Source organism: Streptomyces sp. NBC_01257 (assembly GCF_035917255.1).
Lineage (GTDB): Bacteria > Actinomycetota > Actinomycetes > Streptomycetales > Streptomycetaceae > Streptomyces.
The window spans coordinates 884,047-904,142 of record NZ_CP108472.1; the positions used below are offsets into that span (position 1 = coordinate 884,047).

The following is a 20,096-nucleotide window of genomic DNA, read 5'->3' on the forward strand; positions in this document are numbered from 1 at the left end:
TAGGATGCAGTCATCACGCCCGCAGCAGCCGGGCCGGGGCCCGGGCCCTCCGGGTCCGAAACGTTGGCCTCCCCGGATCGTCGCGCCACGACAGCCCTGTGATGCGGCCGGCCACCCCAGATGTCTGCGGAGCGGCCCATGAACCGGCGTCGTCCTCCCCGCTCGGCCAGTGCCGAGGAGTTGCTCACCACGCTCCAGCACCTCACCTCACGGGCACGCCGCGAGGTGGAGGTGCATCAGGCGCGGGTGGAACTGGCCCAGGCGCTCCAGCGCGAGATGCTCCCCTCCACGCTGCCCGCCCTGCCCGGGCTGCAGGCCGCTGCCCGGTACACCCCCGCGCGCAGCGGCCTGGACATCGGCGGTGACTGGTACGACGGGTTCCGGCTGCCCGACGGTTCGCTGGCGTTCGCCATCGGGGACGTCCAGGGCCATGACGTCGAGGCGGCGGCCTTCATGGGCCAGGTCCGCATCGCCATGCGGGCGCTGGCGGTGACGGCCTCGGATCCGGGCGAGGTGGTGCGCCGCACCAATGACCTGCTGCTGTCCGTGGACTCAGGTCTCCTGGCCACCTGCACCTTCGTCCGGCTCGACCCGCGCACCCTGGAGCTGCAGAGCGCCCGGGCCGGGCATGTGGGCGCCGTGTGGGCGACCGCCGACGGGCGGTCCGGCGTCACCGAGGACGAGGGCGGTCTGCCGCTCGGGATCCAGAGCGGTGAGGAGTACCCCGTCACCACGCGGCGGCTCGCGCCCGGCAGCGCGTTCGTCCTGCTCACCGACGGGGTGGTCGAAGGCCCTTCGTACCCCCTCGACGAGGGTCTGGACGCAGTCGTGCAACTGGTGCGTTCACGCGTGGGCGACAGCGCCGACGAACTGGCCGACGCCATTCTGCGGACAGCGGCGCGCACCGGGCACGAGGACGACGCCGCGGTGCTCGTCCTGCGCCACGAGGCGTCCCCCGCCGCCGCGGGATGAGTCACCGCCGGGGACCGGCGCGCGTGTCACGCGGTCGCCTCCGCTGGTGGCCGGTGTCTGATGAGAGGCGTGATCCGCAGCGAGAAGCACCGACGTACGGCCGTGGCATTACTGCGCATCCTGGCCGTCGCCGGTGCCTACTACGCGGCCGGGGCCCTGGGACTGATGCGGCAGGTGACCGTCCACGGGGCGGTGATCACCCCGCTGTGGCCGCCGACCGGGATCGCGCTGAGCTGTCTGCTGTACCTGGGGCTGCGCATCTGGCCCGGCATCGCGCTAGGCTCCCTGCTCGTCATCGCCACGCTCAGCGGATCGGTGACGGCCTCCAGCGTCTTCGTCGTGGCGGGGAACACGCTCGCCCCCGTCTGTGCCTTCCTGCTGCTGCGCAGGGTCGGCTTCCGGACGGAGCTGGACCGGCTGCGCGACGGTGTCGTCCTGGTCTTCCTGGGGGCGATCGTGGGCATGACGATCAGCGCGACCACGGCCACCCTCGTCCTCCTGGCCGACGGCAAGCTGCCCGCGAGCGGGTTCTGGTCGGCCTGGGCGGCGTGGTGGGCCGGGGACGTCATGGGCGTGCTCGTGGTCACCCCGGTCCTTCTCGTGCTGCGCAGGGTGCGGATGCCGCGGACCACCCACCGGTGGGTGGAGGCGGGGGCGCTGCTGGCCGTCACGGTGATGGGCTCGCTGCTGGCCACCCGCAGTTCGCTGTCGATGCTGTATCTGGTGTTCCCGATCATCATCTGGGCGGCGCTGCGCTTCCGGCTCGCGGGCAGCGCGCCCTGTGCCCTGCTGGTGTCCGTGCTGGCGGTGGTCGCGGGCACGGACCGGGTGGGCCCGTTCGCCAACCACACGATCATCGAGGTGATGGTCAACCTCACGGTCCTGAACGGTGCCGTCGCGCTCACCGCTCTGCTGCTGGCCGCCGTCGTGGCCGAGCAGCAGAACATCCGGCGCCGGATCGAGCGCGCCTGCGAGGACCTGGCCGACGTGGTGGAGCAGCTCGCCCCGGGCAGATCGGCGGCCGCCTGGCCGTCCCGCGCCAGGGACGAGCGCGAGACCCGCTGATCCGTCCGGGACGCGGCCGTGGCTCACCCCGGGAAGTGCCGGTCCAGGAAGTCGTTGCGGAACGTGCCGGCCGGGTCGTACCTGTCCATCAGCTTCACGAAGTCCCCGTGCCGCGGGTACAGGGCGCGCAGCACATCGGGGGCGGTGCCGAAGACCTTGCCCCAGTGCGGCCGGGCGCCGAAGGGCGCCAGCGCCTCCTCGATCTCCGCGAGCACCGGTGCGACGGCCTCGCCGTCGGGGACCCAGGTGAAGTGGAAGGCCACCGACTCCCTGCCGGAGGCGGGGCTCAGCCACAGGTCGTCGCGCGCCACCGTGCGGATCTCGGAGATCTGGAGCAGCGGGGTGATCCGGTCCCGGAGCCGGGCCACGGCCTCGTACGCGGCCGCGGCGTCCTCGCGTGCCACGAAGTACTCGGACTGGAGTTCGTCGCCGTTGCTCGGGGTGAACTCCAGGCGGAAGTGCGGGAGCCGCCGGTGCCAGGGGCCGGGGACTCCCTGCTGCCGGGTGCAGTTCCCGGCCGGCACGCCGGGGATCGGGTGCCGCGGACCGTCGGCGAGCCGGGCGCCGAGCCACTCGGCCGGGGCCTGCCCCGGCCCCTCCTCGCCCACCCGCTGCTTGAGCCACACCTGGCCCACCGGACCGGGCCGCCAGTCGGTGAAGACGCTCACGCTGTACGCGGCCGCCATCACCTCGTCGAAGCCACCGGTCAGCGCGGCCTCGGGCAGGTCCTCGTAGACCCACTGCTGAACGTCGAAGGCGGGCACCAGGTCCAGCGTCAGCCGGGTCACCACTCCCAGGGCGCCCATCGACACCACCGCGCCGGCGAAGTCGTCGTCACCGCGCCGCAGGGTGGTCCGCCCGCCGTCCGCCGTCACCATCTCCAGCGCCCGGACGGCTCCCGCGAGGGAGCGGTTCCCGACGCCCGAGCCATGGGTTCCGGTCGCGCAGGCCCCGGCCACCGAGATGTGCGGCAGCGAGCCCAGGTTGTGCAGCGCGAAGCCGCTCTCGTGCAGTTCGCCGGCGAACTCGCCGAACCGCAGTCCCGCGCCGACGGTGACCGACCGCTCCTCGGGGTCGATGTCGACCACCCGTGGCAGCCCGGCCACCGAGACGAGGTCCCCCGTGGTGTCGGCGACGGTGTTGAAGGAGTGCCGGGTGCCCAGGGCCCGTACCGAGGCCGAGGCGGCCACCGTCTCCTGCAGCTCGGCCTCCGAACGGGGTACACACAGCCGCCTCGCCCCGAAAGTGATGTTGCCGGCCCAGTTCATCTCCGCGGGAGTCACCGTGCGTCCCTCTTTCGTTCATGGCCGGGCACTGTCTCCCGGCACCGCATTCTCCCAGACGGCGGCGGGGGGACGGGCGGCGAGGCGGGCGGCGGGCTGTTCACCGGCGGTGGCTCTCCCCCGCCTCGTCGAAGACCTCGCCGAGCAGTGCGTCGAAGCGGGCGAGACCGGCCTCCCTGCTCAGATGACGTGCCACGTAGAGCGGTCCGTGGGCGCCGAGCCGGTCCGCCGCGGCGGGTTCCTCGAACAGTTTGCGGACGGCCGCGAGCACCGCGGCCGGGTCCTCGGGTGCGACCAGCAGCCCGGCGCCCGAGCGCTGCACCTCCTGGGCGGCGCCGCCCCCGTCCGCCACGGAGGCGACGACGGGGCGGCCCGAGACGAAGTACGAGGTGAGCTTGGAGGGGACACCCGTGCCGCGCACGGACGCGCACTGGGTCACGACGAGGACGTCGGCGGCGGCCAGGATGTCGGTGAACTCGTCCGCGCCGGCGGGCGGCAGGAAGTCGAGGTTGGGCAGCCCCGGTGCCCGGGCCAGCAGGGCGTCGCGCTGATCGCCGTCCCCCATCAGCACGACACGTATGTCGGGGGCGAGCCGCGCCGCGTCGACGAGGACCTCCAGCCCCTGTTTGCGCCCCATGGTGCCGGAGTGCAGAACCACGGGGACGTCGTCGCGCCACCCGAGGCGCGCCCTGGTGGCGGCCCGGTCGGCCGAAGGAGCCTGCGTGCGGCTCCAGTTGGGGACGAGACGGATGCGGCCGGGGTCCACACCATGGGCGGTGACCCGAGGGACGAGGCTCTCGTGGATGACGCCGACCAGCGTGGCCGCGCCCAGCGCGTACCGCTCGACCCTCGCCGCGAGGGCCGCGGCCCGGCCGGCCTCCCGTATCCCGCTCCGGGCGGCGGCGACGCCCGTCAGGTTCCGCACGACGGGTATGTAGGGAACGCGGTGGCGGCGGGCCAGGCGGGCGCCGATGACGCCGCTCGCGAGGCCAGGCATCTGCGCGATCACGGCGTCGGGCCGCTGCGCGGGTGGTGCGGTCAGCCCGTGCGCCAGCACACTGGCCTCGAACACCCCTCTGCGCAGGACACCCTGACGGGGCGGCACGTAGTGTCTTCGACGGTGGACCTGGACGCCCGAGCGTTCCTCGTCGGCGCGCCACACCCCTCGGTAGGGCGCCTCCGTCCGCCAGGACGGGTAGTGCGGCATACCGGTCAGCACATGGGTCTCGGCTCCGGAACGCGCCCAGTGCTCGGCGAGCTGGGCGGCGTACGGTCCGGGGCCCGTCAGCTCCGGTGCGTAGTTCGTCGAGACCACGAGCAGACGGCGGCCCTCGAAGGGCATGCGGTGTTCTGATTCCGGCATCGGGCGATCGCCTTCCCCTGGGAGCCACCTGCGTTCCCCCCAAGGAACAGCCCCAAAAGCAAGCATGTCCATTCACGGGGTGCGCAAGCGGTCCTCGGCGTACGGCGTCAGGCGGTGGCGGTCCGGCACTCCGGGTGGCCCCAGCCCTGGTCGTTCTTGGCGATCATGTCCTTGGCCGCGTAAGGCTTTCCGCAGTGGCACCGGCCGGCGAACCTGGCGCGGATGGTGGCCCCGGCGCGGGCGCCGCTCCCCGCCTTCTTCGGCGCTGCTGCGGTCCGCCGCCCCTCGGTGGCGCGGGCGGGCGCGGGGACCGGCAGGTCGGCGGTGCCCTGCGAGGTGCCGGCGGCCCGCTGCGCGACGGCCACCTCGCTGGCGGCCTGGTCGGCCAGGGCGTTGAGCGGGTCGCCGTCGACCTGATGGGCCGGCACATAGACGAACTGCACGGTGCGGCCGCTGAGCAGGGAGTCGATCCGGACCACCAGCTCGCGGTTGGCGACCGGCTTGCCGGCCGATGTCTTCCAGCCGTTGCGCTTCCAGCCCGGCAGCCACTTGGTCACCGCGTTCATCGCGTACTGCGAGTCCATCCGGACCTCCAGCGCCACGGCCGGGTCGAGGGACTCCAGCAGCTCCTGGAGGGCGGTGAGCTCGGCGACGTTGTTGGTGGCGGTGCCCAGCGGCCCGGCCTCCCACCGCAGCGGCCGGCCGGCCGCGTCGGCCACCACGTAGGCCCAGGCCGCAGGCCCCGGATTACCCTTCGACGCCCCGTCACACGCGGCGATCATGCGCTCGTTCATACCCCTGATCATGCCAGCGCCGGGGCGCCCGGATCACGCCGGTGCCGCGGCGGGTGGCCGGACCCCGCCGCCCCGGCCTCCGCACCCGCCCCACCTGGCACTCTCACCGTACGTCACGCTCCGGCGTGCGATCGTCGCTCTGCGCTGCTTCTCTGAAGGAGCCCGCTCTTCCCTACCGTTCAAGGAGCGACGATGAGCGTTGCAGGAGAAACCGACCGAGCCCAGCAGATGCGTGAGAAGGCCCGGCACATGACCGAGGCCGCGGAGCGCACGAGCGACCCGGAGCAGAAGCGCCGGCTCCAGGAGAAGGCCCGGAAGCTGCACGAGCGGAGCGAGCAGCAGGGCGCCCGCGACAACAGCGACGTCCCGCTGTAGCCGACGCGGCGCACACACCACCGATGGACCGCCACCCTTCCATGAGGGGGTGGCGGTCCATCGGCGCGTGCGGAGTCCGGGGCGGGGCCGGGGTGCGGGCGGGGCGTTGATCATGGTTGCCTACGATGGCGGTCCACCGAGGACGTCACGTCGTCGCGCAGGAGCGAGGGGATTCCCATGAACCGTCATCAGGTCACCGTGGTCACGGGCGGCAGCCGGGGCATCGGGGCCGCCGTCTGTGTCCGGCTCGCGGCCGACGGCCATGACATCGCCCTGGGCTACCGCTCCGACGCGGCAGCGGCCGATGAGGTCGCCCGGTCCGTGCGGGAATCGGGCCGCCGCTGCGTCACGGTGCGGATGGACACGAGCGAAGAGGCCGACGTCGACCGGCTGTTCGACACCGCGGCGACGGAGCTCGGCCCGGTCACCGGTCTCGTCAACAACGCCGGGGTCGGCGGCCCGCTGGGCCCGCTCGCCGACGCCGACGCGGCGGGGCTGCGGCGCGCCCTGGACGTCAACGTCGTCGGCTATCTGCTCTGCGCCCGGCGTGCGGTGCGCGACATGAGCGGATCGGGCGGCGGTGCCATCGTGAACATGTCGTCGGCGGCTGCCACGCTCGGCAGCCCCGGCGAGTACGTCCACTACGCCGCGGCCAAGGCCGCCGTGGACACGATGACCGTCGGCCTGTCCAAGGAGGTCGCGGCGGCCGGGATCCGGGTCAACGCGGTGGCGCCCGGCGTGATCCGGACCGAGTTCCACGCGGACCCGGAACGCCCCGACAAGCTCGCCGCGGGAATCCCGCTGGGCCGCCCGGGGCAGCCGGAGGAGATCGCCGGCGCCGTCGCCTGGCTGCTGTCGGACGACGCCTCGTACGCGACCGGAGCGATCCTGCGGGTGGCGGGCGGTCGCTGACCTCAGGCTGTACGGTGCGGCGGTGACCGGTCCCGGCGGCCTTCCGCTGCTCTTCCTCGATGTCGACGGCCCGCTCGTTCCGTTCGGCCCGCGCGCCGGCGGCCACCCGGTGTATCCGGGCGGGCCGTTTCCACCGGGCGCCGGGGCGAATCCGCTGCTCGGCCGGATCGATCCGTCGCTCGGGCCCCGGCTGGCCGCGCTCGCCTGCGAGCTGGTCTGGGCGACCACGTGGGAGGACGAGGCGAACACGGTCGTCGCACCGCGGCTCGGGCTGCCGCAGCTGCGCGTGGTGGCCTGGCCCCCGTCTCCGGACGAGGGTGAGGACGGGTGCGACGCCGAGGCCGAACGGGGTGTGCGGGCCGGGCTGCACTGGAAGACCCGCACGCTCGTCGGCTGGGCGGCGGGGCGCGACTTCGTGTGGGTGGACGACGAGATCACCGCGGCGGACCGGCACTGGGTGGCCGCGCACCACACGGGGCGGGCCCTGCTCCACCGCGTCGATCCCGGACTCGGCCTCACCGACGCGGACCTGCGACGGATCGGCGTCTGGCTGCGCGCGGGGTGAGGGCCGCGGCCCTCGTCACGCCGGGCCGGTGCCCCGTACCAGCAGGAGGGCCACGTCCGCGGCAGCGACGACGGCCGCGGCGGCGAGCGGTGCCTTGCGCCAGGTCCGGGCGAGCACGAGCCCCGCGACCGCCGCGGGTGCGGCGACCGCGAGCGTCACCGCTCCCCACCGGCCGGGCGGGCCCGCCGGGCCGAACGCCAGGACCGCCGACGCCGCCACGAGGGGCACGGGCAGCAGCAGCCGGGTGGCCGTGGCTCCCAGCCGCTGCGGCAGACCGGTCACCCCGTGGCGCAGATCGTCCTCGATATCGGGCAGGACGTCGCCCAGGTGGGCCGCCAGGCCCAGGAGCGCTCCCGCGGTCACCGCCCACCAGGCCGGCCACGGGCGGCCGGGCAGCGTCAGGGTGGCCACGGCGGGCAGCGTGCCGAACCCGATGACGTAGGGCAGCCAGGACAGCACCGTCGCCTTCAGTTTCAGGTTGTACGCCCAGGCGGCCGCGACCGCCGCCAGATGCACCGCGCCGGCCTGCGGGCCGCAGGCCAGGGAGAGCGGCACGCACAGCAGCGCGGCGGTGAACGCGGCCGCCCAGACCGCCCTCCGGCTCACCGCCCCCTCGGCCACCGGCTTGCCCGTGCGTCCGGCCGCGGCGTCCCGGCGGGCGTCGAAGGCGTCGTTGCACCAGCCCACGGAGAGCTGGCCGGTCAGTACGGCCGCGACGAGGAGGACCCAGCGGGCCCCGTCGAGGCCGCCGGCCGCGCCGAGGCCGCCCGCCGTCACCGACACCGCGATCACCGGCCCCGGATGGCAGGACCTGGCCAGTCCGGCCACGCGGCGCGGCGGCCAGGCGGTCGCGGCGTATCCACGCGTCGGTTCCGGAGTGCCCATCACGTGATCGTAGGTACGCGGGAGGAAGGGGACGTGACAGCCGCACGGGTTGTTTGCGGTGTTTTGTCCCTGATGTGGGGCAGAGATGGGCCATGACGCCTCCGCAGCAGGACTCTGCATGACCCGGCTCGCAGCCGTGCACGGCACGCCGGCCCCGTACCGCCACACCCAGCGCGAGGTCACCGACATGGTGGCCCGCACCTGCCTGCCGCCGGGGGCGGACCGGCGAGTCCTGGACCGTCTGCACGAGAACGCCCGGGTGCGCACCCGGAACATGGTGCTGCCGTTGGAGCGCTACGCGGAGCTGGACGGTTTCGGTGACGCGAACGACGTGTTCATCCGCTCGGCGGTGGACATGGGCGCCGAGGCGCTGCGCGGGGCGCTGCGGACGGCGGGGCTGCGGCCCACCGACGTGGACCTGCTGATGTTCACCTCCGTCACCGGGGTGGCCGCCCCGTCCGTCGACGCCCGGCTGGTGGGACGGCTCGGCATGCGCCCCGATGTGAAGCGGCTGCCGGTCTTCGGGCTCGGCTGCGTCGCCGGCGCGGCGGGGGTGGCCAGGCTGCACGACTATCTGCTCGGCCGGCCCGACGACGTGGCGGTGCTGCTCTCGGTCGAGCTGTGCTCCCTCACGTTCCAGCGCCGGGACGCGACGCCCGCCAATCTCGTGGCGACCGCGCTGTTCGGGGACGGCGCGGCCGCCGTGGTGGCGCTGGGTGAGGGGCGGGCGCCCGCGGCCGGGCCCGAGGTGGTGGCGACCCGCAGCCGGATGTATCCGGACACCGAGCACGTGATGGGCTGGGACATCCGCGACTCCGGCTTCAAGGTGGTGCTCGATCCGGGTGTCCCCGATGTCGTGCGCCGCTATCTGGCGGACGACGTGCGGGAGTTCCTGGCCGAGCACGGGCTCAAGCCGAAGGACGTGGCCCACTGGGTGTGCCACCCGGGAGGGCCCAAGGTCCTGGAGGCCGTCAGCGACGTGCTCTCGCTCCCCGACGGCGCGCTCGACGTCACCTGGCGCTCGCTGGCCGAGGTGGGGAACCTGTCCTCGTCCTCGGTGCTCCACGTCCTGCGGGACACGCTGGAGCAGCGGCGTCCCGAACCGGGTTCACCTGGCCTGCTGCTGGCCATGGGCCCCGGCTTCTGCTGCGAACTCGTGCTGCTGCGCTGGTAGGTCGGAGGACACATGATCTGGTACACCGCACTGGTGCTGGCCGTGGCCGGCGAGCGCCTCGCCGAACTCGTCGTCGCCCTGCGCCACACCCGCTGGGCGCTGGCCAGGGGCGGGACCGAGTCGGGCCGCGGCCACTACCCGGCCATGGTCGCCCTGCACACGGCGCTGCTGGCGGGCTGTCTCGTCGAGGCGGGACTGGCGGACCGGCCGTTCGTGCCCCTGCTCGGCTGGACGATGACGGCCGTGGTGATCGCCGCGCAGGCGCTGCGCTGGTGGTGCATCCGTACGCTCGGGCCGCGGTGGAACACCCGCGTCATCGTCGTCCCGGGACTGCCGCTGGTGACGGGCGGTCCGTACCGGCTGATGCGCCACCCCAACTACGTGGCCGTCGCCGCCGAGGGGCTCGCCCTGCCGCTCGTGCACGGCGCGTGGGTGACCGCGGTGGTCTTCACCGTGCTCAACGCGGCGCTCATGGCCGTACGCATCCGGTGCGAGGACGCGGCGCTCGCCTCGGCACCGGCGGCGGGTGTGCCGGCGTGATCGATCTCCTGATCGCGGGCGGCGGCCCGGCCGGACTCGCCGCGGCCATCCGGGCGGCCGCTCTCGGCATGGAGGCGGTCGTCGTGGAACCGCGTACGGCCCCCATCGACAAGGCCTGCGGCGAGGGCATCATGCCCAGCGGGGTGGCGGCCCTGCGCGCCCTGGGCGTCGAGGTGCCGGGCCGCCCGCTGCGCGGTATCCGTTACGTGGCAGGGGCGCGGAGGGCGGAAGCGGCGTTCCGCGGCCGGCCGGGGCTCGGTGTGCGGCGGACCGCGCTGCACTCGGCGCTGCACGCGCGGGCGCTGGAGCTCGGCGTCCGGATCGTGCCGGGCAAGGTCACGGAGGTGCGGCAGAGCGACGACCGGATCGAGGCCTGCGGGCTGACCGCCCGCTGGCTGATCGCCGCCGACGGACTGCACTCGCCCGTCCGCCGCGGACTCGGCCTGGACGGGCCCGGCAGCGCCGTGCGCCGGTACGGGCAGCGACGGCACTACCGGATCGCCCCGTGGACGGAGTTCGTGGAGGTCCACTGGTCCCGGCACGGTGAGGCGTATGTGACGCCGCTCGCGGACGGGCTGGTGGGGGTGGCCGTGCTGAGCGGGGAGCGTCTCGCGTACGAGAGCCAGCTGGCCGCCTTCCCCCGTCTCGCCGCCGGACTTCTCGGCCGGGACGCCGGTCCCGTGCGGGGTGCCGGCCCCCTGCGCCGGCGGGCGCGGACCCAGCGGGCCGGGCGGGTGCTGCTGGTCGGTGACGCCGCGGGGTACGTGGACGCGCTGACCGGCGAGGGGGTCGCGCTGGCGGTGGCGACGGCCGGTGCGGCGGTGGACTCGCTGGCCGCGGGCCGCCCGCAGGACTACCCGGACCGGTGGGCGCGGGTGACCCGGCGTCATCGTCTGCTGACCTGCGGCCTGTTGTCGCTGGCGCGGCGGCCCGCCACCGCACGGCTGATCGTGCCCGTGGCGCACCGGGCCCCGGCCCTGTTCGGCGCGGCGGTCCGCGCGCTCCAGTAGGCGGCTGCCGTGCCTCCGCCAACGGCGCGTGATCATCATGGAGTTGCTGTGGCAGACTGCGCCGGAGGAGCGGTTCTCACTCTCATCAGCAACGGAGTTCGCCATGACGACCGGGACGTCCCAGCCCCCCATAGACACCAGCAGGCCGCAGTCGGCGCGCGTCTACGACGCGCTCCTCGGGGGCAAGGACAACTACCCCGTCGACCAGGCCGTGGCGGAACAGCTGCCCGTCGAGGCGAAGATCGGCGCCCGGCAGAACCGCGCGTTCATGAACCGCGCCACGGCATGGCTGGCCGGTGAGGGCGTCGACCAGTTCCTGGACATCGGCACCGGCATTCCGACCGCGCCGAACCTTCACCAGATCGCGCAGGAGATCAACCCGGCCTCGCGGGTGGTCTACTGCGACAACGATCCGATCGTTCTGCGTCATGCCGAGGCGCTGCTGATCAGCCGGCCGGAGGGTGCCACGGACTACATTCCGGCGGACGTCCGTGAGCCGGACAGCATCATCGAGGCGGCCCACAAGATCCTGGACTTCCGCCGCCCCGTCGCCCTCTCCATGCTCGGCCTGCTGCACTTCCTGCCCGACGCGGCCGATCCGATCGGGATCGTCCGCACACTGACGGACGAGATGTCGCCGGGCAGCTACGTGGTGCTGTCCCAGGGCGCGTCCGACGTCAACCCGGAGCGGGGACAGCAGGGTGCCGACGAGTACGACAAGGGCGGCATCCAGCTGGCGCTGCGCACCCGCACCGAGTTCGCCCGGTTCCTCGACGGCCTGGAGCTCGCCGAGCCCGGCCTGGTGACCGCCCCCGAGTGGTTCCGCGGCACGACGGCGCCGGAGCCCGAGCACAGTGGCCTGTACGTGGCCGTCGCCCGCGTCCCGTAGCCGGACAGGCGCAGAGGAAGGGATTCCGCCATGGATGAGGAGCAGGGCCAGCCGGACCAGGGCCCGTCGGGGCCCGGCGGGACGGGGCAGGATCCCACCGCTGCTTCGGTGTTCGACGCTCTCGGAGCCGACTACGAGCGGGCGTTCGGCGGTTCGGCCGCTCATCGCGCCTCGCTGGAAAGCCTGTTGGAGCGGATCGCACCGGGCAGCCGGGTGCTGGACGTCGGCAGCGGCACGGGGCGGCCGACCGCGCGGACGCTGGCGGACGCCGGCCACGAGGTGCTGGGCGTCGATGTCTCCCCGGTCATGGTGGACATCGCGTCCCGGCAGGTGCCCGGGGCGGAGTTCCGTTGCGCCGACATCCGCGAACTCCACCTGGAGGAAGCGTCTTTCGACGCGGTGTGCGTGTACTTCTCACTCCTCCAGCTGTCGCGTGCCGAGCAGCGGGATGTCCTGCACCGGTCCGCACGCGCACTGCGGCCGGGCGGGCATCTGGCGGTGGCGACCGTGCCGTTGGACCTGGAGGGGGTGAGCGGCGTGTTCATGGGTCAGCCGGTACGGGTGACCAGCTTCGGTGAGGACGCGTTCGCCGATGTGGTGACGGAGGCGGGGTTCACCGTTCTGGAGCGGGAGAGCACCCTGTTCACCCCCACCCATCCGGCGGGGGTGCCGGAGCCGCATCTGTTCCTGCTGGCGCGGCGGCACTGACGGGTCGCCGCGCGAGCGGGCGCGACACCCTGCCCCGAGGGGTGCGGACGAGCGGGAGAAAGATTTTTCGCGGACGTGTCACGTTTCTCCGTCGGGGCGTGTCGATGCAGTGCCGGACCGGCCACCGCGGCCGGCGCGAGAACACTCCGGCACCGTCCGATGAGGAGCCTTCACCATGTCCGTCGCCCACGTCGTCGTCACTCTCGTCGCTGCCGCCATGGCCGGATACTCGGCCGGCGCCCTGCTCTTCCGCGCCCAGTGGGTCGTCCAGGCCCTGACCGACTACAGCGTCCCCCGCTCCTGGTGGACCTGGCTGGGCGCGGCCAAGGCAGCCGGGGCCGTGGGCCTGGTCGCCGGACTGTTCGTCCCGGTGGTCGGCATGCTGGCGGGGGCCGGTCTGGTGCTGTACTTCGCCGGTGCGGTCGTCACCGTGATCCGGGCCCGCTGGTACACCCACATCCCGTTCCCGCTGGTGTACGCGGCGCCGGTCGTCGGGGCCATGGTCCTGGGGCTCGCGGCCTGAGCCTCCGGGCCGCGCCGGGCCGCGGGACCGCGGCCGGTTCAGCCGTCACGCAGGCCCCCCGGGGCGTTGCGGGAGGCGAGGTCCAGTCTCACGCGCCCGTGGCTGTGGCGGGCGATCCCGGCCGCGAGTGTGTCCCAGTCCGCGGCGGTGAACCTCCGGTCGTCGGCCAGGTGGTGCCTCCCCCGGCCGGCGCCGGCCGCGTCCGCGGGTATCGCGTACAGGGCCACGGCCGGATCGTGCCGGTCGCTGTCGAACACCAGCAGTGCGATGTCCGGCCAGCGCAGTTCGTGCGTGGTCACCCACGTGATGCGGCCGCCGGGCGACCGCCGTTCCTCCCGGACCGTGACGGAATCCGGGCCCGCGGTGATACGGATGCCGCCGGCCTCGATGGTGGCGGGGCCTCCGGGCGGGGCGGCGGCGGTCCCCGGGCGCGGCGGTGCGGAGCCCGTCCGCTGCCGGGGCGGTGCGGCGCTGGTGCCCGGCCGTGCCGGCGGTCCGGCGATCAGTACGGTGAGGAGCAGGTCCCCCGACGGTGCGCCGCCCTTCCCCGGCGTGCCCCGGCCGCGAATCCTCAAGGTGCTCCCGTGCCGGACCCCGACGGGGATGCGCACGGTGACGCTCCGGGGACCGCGCCGGGTCAGCCCGGTGCCCCGGCACCGCGCGCACCTTCGTCCCGCGCCCACGGTGCGCACCCCGCGGCCGTCGCAGTGCGGGCAGCGGGCCCGCACCCGGTAGTCGACTGGCACAGTGCCGCCCCCTTCGGCCTGCTCCGGGGTCAGCGACACCCGGGCGCGCGCCGGCCGCCTCGCCCGGCTCTCCCTGAGTGCGAACCCGCAGACGCCGAGGAAGAGCAACGGGCCGACAGCGATGCCCACCCCGCCCAGAACGTGCCGGAGGCGCCGCGCGTCGTCCATGTCGTCCTGCGTGACGGCACGGGTGGGGGTGACACAGGAGTCCCCGTGGATCACTCCGCCGTCGCCGCACTCGACGGGGCCGCCGAAGAACGTGGCGAGTCCCCAGACGAGGATCACCGATCCGACGAAGAGGGCCCCGAGGCACCTCACCCGCGCCGTGCTCCTCGCCATCGCTCCCCCAGCCGTTCTGCGCGCCCCGCCATCCGCCCGGCAACGACCGGGTGCTGCGCCGCGCTCGTACGCGGGCATGTCCGTACTGACGCACGACACCTGTATGGCAGTTGCACCTGTCCGAAGCCAAGGGCGGGCCCGGCCGGGCCCGCCCCGGTGGACCGTTTCCGGCCGCCGAGATGCCGAACCCCGCACGAGGACATAGCTTCCATGTGGCGCATACCGCGCTCCGGGAGGTGCTGATGCGGAAGGCGAGCCGCGCTCGACGCCGTGTCTCCCGTATCTCCGGCCGCGGGACGGTTGGCCGAAGCCGTGTGCCGCGATCGCGGTCCGCGGCGGCACTCACCCGTACGGCGGCCGGCCGCGCGTCGGCCCTCCTGTTCACGGTCCTGCTCGTGTTCGCCGTCCTGACACCGTCTTCGCACGCCGGCACTCCCCTGCTCCGGCGTGGCGGCGACGCCGTCCGCGCGCACTGCGGCGACTCCCCCGCGTCGTGCGGGGGCACCGTGGAGTGGCTGTACCGGTACAGCTACTCGACGGGCTTTCACCCGTTCACCAGCGCCCACGACGTACGCCGGCAGCTCACCGACAACTTCTGGCTGTTCCCGGTGAGCGGCGCGTGCCCGGCCAGGATCGAGCCGGGTGACGAGTGCGATCTGCTGGGCGGCAACCCGGTCCGGGTCGAGGCCGTCGGTGCCGACGAGCTGCGGATCGCGACGCTGCCCGGTCACGGCCTGGGCGAGGGGCTGCACATCCGCTTCGCGTTCACGCGTTCGCTCGGATTCCACTATCTGGACGTCAGCGCCTGGCAGGACCGGCCGACGTGGTGCACGGAGGGGGCGCTCTGCGGCGCGGCCGGCCGGGCGGGCGCCTGGGTCCTGTGGAAGGTGCTGTCCGCGACGCTGGCGGTCAGCGCGTACGCCGCCTGATCCGGCCGGGCCGCCCGACGCCCTTGCCCTCGCGTGCGCTTCAACACCTAGCGTTCCCGGCCATGGAGACCTTGGAGAACAGGACGTTGGGGCGCAGCGGCATCCGGGCCGGCGCGCTGGGATTCGGCTGCTGGGCCATCGGCGGTGAGTGGACGGACCCGGCCGGGGCGCCGCTGGGCTGGGGGAGGACGGACGACGAGGAGTCCGTCGCGGCGGTGCGGCGGGCGCTGGAACTGGGCGTGACGTTCTTCGACACGGCGGACGTGTACGGGGCCGGGCACAGCGAGCGGCTGCTCGGCCGGGCGTTGCGGGGGCGGCGCGCGGAGGCGGTGATCGCCACGAAGTGGGGGAACGTCTTCGACGAGCGGCAGAAGGTGATGACCGGCGGGGACGACAGCGTGGGGTACGCCCGTGCGGCACTGCTGGCCTCGCTGCGGCGGCTCGGCACCGACTACGTGGACCTGTGGCAGCTGCACCTCGGGGACGCCGATCCGGAGCGGGCGGCACTGCTGCGGGAGGCCTGTGAGGGCTTCGTACGGGAAGGGCTGATCCGGGCGTACGGCTGGAGCACGGACGATCCGGCCCGCGCGGCGGTCTTCGCGCGGGGTCCGCACTGCGCCGCCGTGCAGCACGGGCTGAACGTCCTGGTGGACGCCCCGGAGATGGTGGAGTTCTGTGAGCGGGAGGAGCTGGCGAGCATCAATCGCGGTCCGCTCGCGATGGGCCTTCTCACGGGAAAGTACGGGCCGCTGAGCAGGAGCGCCGCCGGTGACATCCGGGCCACGCCGCCCCCGTGGCTCGACTGGTTCGACGCGGGTGGGGTCCCGTCGCCCCAGTGGCTCGCCCGGGTCGAGGCCGTGCGGGAGATCCTCATGTCGCAGGGGCGCACGCTCGCGCAGGGCGCACTCGCCTGGCTGTGGGCGCGCAGCCCGCGGACCGTGCCGATCCCGGGCTTCCGCACCGTCGCCCAGGCGGAGGAGAACGCGGGGGCGGTGGCGTACGGACCGCTGTCGGCTGAACAGCTGGCGGAGATCGGGAAGCTGCTCGGGCGATAGGCCGGGCGCCCCGGGGCCGGCCGGTGCGGGAAGGGTGGCGCTACTTCGCGGCGCCGCCGCCGACGCCGTCCGGTCCCTCGTCCAGCTCCGACGAATCCAGCTCCGACGCGTCCAGCGCCGCGGTGAGCCGGTTCAGCCGGTCCCGGAGTTCGCTGATCTCGTCGAGCTCGAAGCCGGTCGCGGCGGCGATCCGGCGGGGCACGAGCAGGGCCCGCTCGCGCAGCGCCGTGCCCTCGTCCGTGAGGTGCGCGTGCACCGAGCGCTCGTCCCGGGCGCTCCGCTCGCGGCGCACCAGACCGGCCGCCTCCAGCCGCTTCAGCAGGGGCGAGAGCGTGCCGGAGTCGAGCCGCAGGTGCTGACCGAGCGTCTTCACGGGCAGCTCGCCGTGCTCCCAGAGCACCAGCATCACCAGGTACTGGGGGTAGGTGAGCCCCAGGTCCTTGAGGAGCACCCGGTAGACACTCCCGAAGGCGCGCGACGCGGCGTTCAGGGAGAAGCAGATCTGCTGGTCCAGGCGGAGGTAGTCGGCCCCGGACGAGGCCGGGGCCGTGCGGGCGGGGCTGGGCGTGGCGGTCATGGACTCAGCATAACGCCGCGCACCCGATTTGATTGTGCACAACTTAATTGTGTGCTTCACTTCAGGGGAAGCGGCCGGACATCGCCGCCGGAACATGACCTTCGAGAGGACCGGTTTCCATGGACACGATCTACACCGCCGTCGCCACCGCCACCCACGGCCGCGACGGCCGCGCCGTGAGCAGCGACGGCAAGCTCGATCTCCAGCTGGCCGTCCCCGTGGAGATGGGCGGCAACGGCCAGGGCACCAACCCGGAGCAGCTGTTCGCCGCCGGATACGCGGCGTGCTTCGCGAGCGCCCTGGGCCTCGTGGGCCGTCAGGCCAAGGTCGATGTCAGCGATGCCGCCGTCACGGGCGAGGTCGGCATCGGCAAGCAGGGCGAGGGCTTCGGTCTCGCGGTCACGCTGCGGGTGGAACTGCCCGAGTCCGTCGACGAGGCGACCGGCCGCAAGCTCGTCGAGCAGGCCCACCAGGTCTGCCCGTACTCGAACGCCACCCGCGGCAACATCCCGGTCGAGCTCGTCGTCGAGTAGCCGATCCACGGAAGGACCGGCGCCCGCCCCGGAGCACGCGCTCCGGGGCCCGCCGTGCGTCAGGCGTGGAAGCCGTTGCAGACGACGGACGTGTAGTCCGACGGCCCGCCCTCGACGTGGTAGATCACGACGGTCCAGTCGCCGCGGTCGTCCCCCACCGGGATCGCGTCGACGGCCCGTTCACCGAAGTGGGCCCGGAAGTCCTGGGGGTAGCGGAGCTTGACCGTGCCGCCGGAGGTCCAGTGCGCGTAGAGGTCGACCGGCTTGCTGGTGAAGCCGATGCCCTTGCTGACGGTGGTGAGCGGCCGGCCGGTGGCGCGGTCGGTCTCGTGCGGGGGCCGGACGCCGACGGATACGTAGTACGGCTCCGGCCTCTTCCCCTCCCCCGCGCCCTCGGGCCGCATCGACACCGTCGCGGTGTCCGAGCCGGTGGTGTGGGAAACGGAGGACCTCAGGCCGTCGGGCGGTGTGACGTCGGGAAAGGCGCCGTCGCAGTCGCCGCTGAGAAATGCGGCCTGCTCGGAGTCCTCCGACAGGGTCCAGCGGTCGTGCGAGACACGGTCGTTGAGGATGTGGTCCGGCGGCCCGGCGGACTTCTTCCCACCGTCCGGGCCCTTGCCGGCCGGACTCGACACCACAGGCCGTCCGGACCGGGTGGTCCCGGGCGTGGCCGACGCGTCGTCCTCACTGCCCGATCCGGGGAGCAGCCAGACCGTCAGCGGGACGGCCGCGGCCACCGCGCACACGGCGAGCCAGGTCTTGTTCCGCGGGGCCCGGCCGGGACGGCTCCGCTCGTCCGGGCCGTCGGAGGGTGCCGTGGTGCCGGACGCCGGCGAGCCGGACGGCCCCTCGCTCCCCAGCCTCGTGCGGGGCCCGGTCCCGGTGGCCGGCAGGACGTCCGTTCCGGATTCCCATCGGCGCCGCTCGCCGGAGGGGACGGGCCGCGTCCGCTCGTCCGGTGACACGGGCACGGGATCGGCGGCCCGGGCCACGGCACGGTAGTGCGGGTCCGAGGCCAGCGGTGAGTCCACCGCGCATCCGGCGATGACGGCGGCCGGGTCCGGCCGCCGCGCCGGGTCCTTGGCGACACACCCGCGGATCAGTGCGGCGGCCTCCGGCCGTACGCCGTCCAGGTCGATGTCCTCGTAGACGGTCCGGTAGTTCACGGACGCCGCATCACCGGCTCCGTACGGGGGCCGCCCCGTCAACGCGTACGCGAGGGTCGCGCCCAGGGCGAAGACGTCCGCCGCCGGGCCCACCTCGTTGCGCAGCAGCACCTCGGGCGCCGTGTATCCGGGCGTCCCCGACGTCGCCCCCTCCCGGGTGAGGATCGTCTGCTCCAGCCCCCGCGCGATCCCGAAGTCGATGAGCTGCGGCCCCTGCGGCGAGAGGATGACGTTCTGCGGCTTCAGGTCCCGGTGCGTGACGCCGTGGGCATGCACGGCGGCCAGCCCCTCGGCGAGCGCCGCGAGCAGCCGCAGCGCACTGTCCGGCGGGAACGGGCCGCTCGCGCCCACGGCGCCCCGCAGGGTGGGCCCGGCGACGTACTCGGTGGCCAGCCAGTACGGGGACGCGTCGAGCGCGGCCTCGATCAACTGGGCCGTGTAGGCGCTGCGTACCGTCTCGACGGTCGCGGCCTCCCGCCTGAACCGGGCCAGCGCTTCGGGATGGTCACTGATCTCGTCGCGGATGACCTTCACCGCCACCAGCCGCCCGCCGGGTGACCGGCCGAGATACACCCTTCCCATGCCGCCCGCGCCGAGGCGGGCCAGCAGCTGGTAGGCGCCTATTCGCGCGGGGTCCGAAGGCCTCAGAGCATCCACGGCCCGACTGTGCCACATCCGCCCGCGCGAGGGACCGGCAGGCCACAACTCCGGTGTCCGTTCCGGTCGATGTCCCCGGAGACCCATCGCGGCACGGTCCCGGGCCGACCCCGGATCAGGGAGCGGAGTCGTGCACCGACCCGCCCGCGGTACGGGCCGAGTCGGCGATCGCCTGGAGCGCGGCGACATGACGGCCCAGCGCATCCCGGCCCGCCTGCGTGAGGGAGAGCCAGGTACGGGGACGCCGGCCGACGTGCCCCTTGCGGATGTGGAGGTAGCCGGCCCCCTCCAGAGCCGTGGAGATCTTGCTCAGCGCCGAATCCGAGAGCCCGCAGTGATCTCTGACTGCCGCGAAGTCGGCCTCGACGCAGGCCGAGAGGAAGGCCGCGACCGCCAGCCGGCTGGGGTGGTGGATCGTCGCGTCGAGCGCGGGCCCCGTTCCCCGGTCGGCGGAGTCCACACTCATACGCGTCCCCGGATCCCACGTCGGGCCCGGCTGTTGTGTGCGACGCACCGGCCCCACGTACTCAGTCCGACGACCACGGCCACGGCCACCGTGGTGACGCCCCCATCGGCCCCGGACAGGAGGCAGACGGCCCACGCGGCACCCGCGGCGGCGAGTTGCGCAAGAACTCCGGCCCCACGGCCGCGCCGGAAGCGGGCCGCGAGCGGCAGCCGCACTCCGGTGGCGAGCGTGCGGGTGCGCATGAGCAGCAGGGACAGGCCCCAGACGACGACGGCGCCCGCCCACACCAGGGCGGGGTGGTCCGCATGAGTCACCCCGCTGCCGATCACGACGACCCCGGCCGCGCCGGAGAGCGCGGCCATCAGGCCGTACCACCAGGGGCGAGGCACTTCCGCGGGCGCCGCCCTGGCCGTGTCGACGGAGCCCAGCGCCCGCGCTGCCGCCCGGGCGGACGGCTCCAGGTCATGGGGGACGGACTCCGTGGCACCTTCGTGCGCGGGCATGGGACGTGACACCTCCGGGCCGGGGACTCCTGTGTTGCCATCCTCGCACGTACTTTCCTGTATGGAA

23 protein-coding genes are annotated in these 20,096 nt (G+C 73.9%); 14 read left to right on the forward strand and 9 right to left on the reverse strand.

Annotation, left to right across the window (positions count from 1 at the left end; translation table 11 throughout):
• Positions 1–138 precede the first annotated feature (138 nt).
• Both OG408_RS03920 and OG408_RS03925 read left to right on the forward strand, forming a co-directional pair.
• On the forward strand, positions 139–972 hold the full coding sequence (locus OG408_RS03920) for a PP2C family protein-serine/threonine phosphatase (RefSeq protein WP_266775434.1): 834 nt from the start codon (positions 139–141) through the stop codon (positions 970–972).
• A 69-nt stretch (positions 973–1,041) separates the two neighbouring features.
• Entirely contained in the window at positions 1,042–2,037 is a 996-nt protein-coding gene (locus OG408_RS03925; protein WP_266775435.1) for an MASE1 domain-containing protein, read from the forward strand.
• A 23-nt stretch (positions 2,038–2,060) separates the two neighbouring features.
• Here OG408_RS03925 and OG408_RS03930 read toward each other — a convergent pair whose 3' ends face one another.
• From OG408_RS03930 to OG408_RS03940, 3 genes are all read right to left on the reverse strand, one after another.
• Positions 2,061–3,320, reverse strand: coding sequence for an FAD-binding protein (locus OG408_RS03930; RefSeq protein ID WP_326668220.1), 1,260 nt, complete (start codon positions 3,318–3,320; stop codon positions 2,061–2,063).
• 100 nt (positions 3,321–3,420) lie between these two features.
• A complete protein-coding gene (locus OG408_RS03935) occupies positions 3,421–4,683 on the reverse strand; it encodes a glycosyltransferase (RefSeq protein ID WP_326668222.1) in 1,263 nt (420 codons plus the stop codon).
• Positions 4,684–4,790: 107 nt separating this feature from the next.
• Positions 4,791–5,477 carry a ribonuclease H family protein gene (locus OG408_RS03940; protein WP_326668223.1) on the reverse strand — a complete coding sequence of 229 codons (687 nt, stop codon included), beginning with the start codon at positions 5,475–5,477 and terminating at the stop codon, positions 4,791–4,793.
• Between the two features lie 192 nt (positions 5,478–5,669).
• Here OG408_RS03940 and OG408_RS03945 point away from each other — a divergent pair, with 192 nt between their 5' ends.
• From OG408_RS03945 to OG408_RS03955, 3 genes are all read left to right on the forward strand, one after another.
• A complete protein-coding gene (locus tag OG408_RS03945; protein WP_266775438.1) occupies positions 5,670–5,852 on the forward strand; it encodes a DUF6381 family protein in 183 nt (60 codons plus the stop codon).
• 177 nt (positions 5,853–6,029) lie between these two features.
• A complete protein-coding gene (locus OG408_RS03950; RefSeq protein WP_285569428.1) occupies positions 6,030–6,764 on the forward strand; it encodes an SDR family NAD(P)-dependent oxidoreductase in 735 nt (244 codons plus the stop codon).
• 22 nt (positions 6,765–6,786) lie between these two features.
• On the forward strand, positions 6,787–7,329 hold the full coding sequence (locus tag OG408_RS03955) for an HAD domain-containing protein (RefSeq protein WP_285569431.1): 543 nt from the start codon (positions 6,787–6,789) through the stop codon (positions 7,327–7,329).
• 15 nt (positions 7,330–7,344) lie between these two features.
• On the opposite strand, the gene OG408_RS03960 is transcribed toward OG408_RS03955, so the two are convergent.
• On the reverse strand, positions 7,345–8,214 hold the full coding sequence (locus OG408_RS03960) for a UbiA family prenyltransferase (protein WP_266775441.1): 870 nt from the start codon (positions 8,212–8,214) through the stop codon (positions 7,345–7,347).
• Positions 8,215–8,332: 118 nt separating this feature from the next.
• Between OG408_RS03960 and OG408_RS03965 the strand changes: the two genes are divergently transcribed.
• The 6 genes from OG408_RS03965 (at position 8,333) to OG408_RS03990 (ending at position 13,058) form a co-directional block, all read left to right on the forward strand.
• The gene (locus tag OG408_RS03965) at positions 8,333–9,388 is read left to right on the forward strand and encodes a type III polyketide synthase (RefSeq protein ID WP_266775442.1); all 1,056 of its coding nucleotides are present in this window, start codon (positions 8,333–8,335) and stop codon (positions 9,386–9,388) included.
• A 12-nt stretch (positions 9,389–9,400) separates the two neighbouring features.
• Entirely contained in the window at positions 9,401–9,928 is a 528-nt protein-coding gene (locus tag OG408_RS03970; RefSeq protein ID WP_266775443.1) for an isoprenylcysteine carboxyl methyltransferase family protein, read from the forward strand.
• Positions 9,925–10,938, forward strand: coding sequence for an NAD(P)/FAD-dependent oxidoreductase (locus OG408_RS03975; protein WP_326668230.1), 1,014 nt, complete (start codon positions 9,925–9,927; stop codon positions 10,936–10,938). Before OG408_RS03970 ends, OG408_RS03975 begins: the two co-directional genes overlap by 4 nt.
• A gap of 103 nt (positions 10,939–11,041) precedes the next feature.
• The gene (locus OG408_RS03980) at positions 11,042–11,827 is read left to right on the forward strand and encodes an SAM-dependent methyltransferase (protein WP_326668232.1); all 786 of its coding nucleotides are present in this window, start codon (positions 11,042–11,044) and stop codon (positions 11,825–11,827) included.
• Between the two features lie 30 nt (positions 11,828–11,857).
• Positions 11,858–12,535, forward strand: a complete 678-nt coding sequence (locus OG408_RS03985) for a class I SAM-dependent methyltransferase (protein ID WP_285569451.1) — start codon at positions 11,858–11,860, stop codon at positions 12,533–12,535.
• Between the two features lie 175 nt (positions 12,536–12,710).
• Positions 12,711–13,058, forward strand: coding sequence for a DoxX family protein (locus OG408_RS03990; protein WP_266775447.1), 348 nt, complete (start codon positions 12,711–12,713; stop codon positions 13,056–13,058).
• Positions 13,059–13,096: 38 nt separating this feature from the next.
• Here OG408_RS03990 and OG408_RS03995 read toward each other — a convergent pair whose 3' ends face one another.
• Positions 13,097–14,122: a DnaJ C-terminal domain-containing protein gene (locus OG408_RS03995; RefSeq protein ID WP_326668233.1), complete on the reverse strand. Its 1,026-nt coding sequence runs from the start codon at positions 14,120–14,122 to the stop codon at positions 13,097–13,099.
• Between the two features lie 335 nt (positions 14,123–14,457).
• Between OG408_RS03995 and OG408_RS04000 the strand changes: the two genes are divergently transcribed.
• Positions 14,458–15,072, forward strand: coding sequence for a hypothetical protein (locus tag OG408_RS04000; RefSeq protein WP_266775451.1), 615 nt, complete (start codon positions 14,458–14,460; stop codon positions 15,070–15,072).
• A gap of 62 nt (positions 15,073–15,134) precedes the next feature.
• Positions 15,135–16,127, forward strand: a complete 993-nt coding sequence (locus OG408_RS04005) for an aldo/keto reductase (protein ID WP_326668235.1) — start codon at positions 15,135–15,137, stop codon at positions 16,125–16,127.
• 40 nt (positions 16,128–16,167) lie between these two features.
• Here the strand turns inward: OG408_RS04005 and OG408_RS04010 are convergent, their stop codons facing one another.
• Positions 16,168–16,704: a MarR family winged helix-turn-helix transcriptional regulator gene (locus OG408_RS04010; protein ID WP_266775453.1), complete on the reverse strand. Its 537-nt coding sequence runs from the start codon at positions 16,702–16,704 to the stop codon at positions 16,168–16,170.
• A gap of 119 nt (positions 16,705–16,823) precedes the next feature.
• On the opposite strand from OG408_RS04010, the gene OG408_RS04015 reads away from it, so the two are divergent.
• A complete protein-coding gene (locus OG408_RS04015; RefSeq protein ID WP_266775455.1) occupies positions 16,824–17,237 on the forward strand; it encodes an organic hydroperoxide resistance protein in 414 nt (137 codons plus the stop codon).
• A gap of 59 nt (positions 17,238–17,296) precedes the next feature.
• Here the strand turns inward: OG408_RS04015 and OG408_RS04020 are convergent, their stop codons facing one another.
• The 3 genes from OG408_RS04020 to OG408_RS04030 all read right to left on the reverse strand — a co-directional run bounded on the left by OG408_RS04020 (position 17,297) and on the right by OG408_RS04030 (position 20,029).
• Positions 17,297–19,060: a serine/threonine-protein kinase gene (locus OG408_RS04020; RefSeq protein WP_326668239.1), complete on the reverse strand. Its 1,764-nt coding sequence runs from the start codon at positions 19,058–19,060 to the stop codon at positions 17,297–17,299.
• A gap of 115 nt (positions 19,061–19,175) precedes the next feature.
• Positions 19,176–19,526 (reverse strand): winged helix-turn-helix domain-containing protein, encoded by a 351-nt coding sequence (locus tag OG408_RS04025; RefSeq protein ID WP_266775459.1) that lies wholly within the window; start codon positions 19,524–19,526, stop codon positions 19,176–19,178.
• Positions 19,523–20,029, reverse strand: a complete 507-nt coding sequence (locus OG408_RS04030) for a hypothetical protein (RefSeq protein ID WP_266775461.1) — start codon at positions 20,027–20,029, stop codon at positions 19,523–19,525. Before OG408_RS04030 ends, OG408_RS04025 begins: the two co-directional genes overlap by 4 nt.
• Positions 20,030–20,096 lie beyond the last annotated feature (67 nt).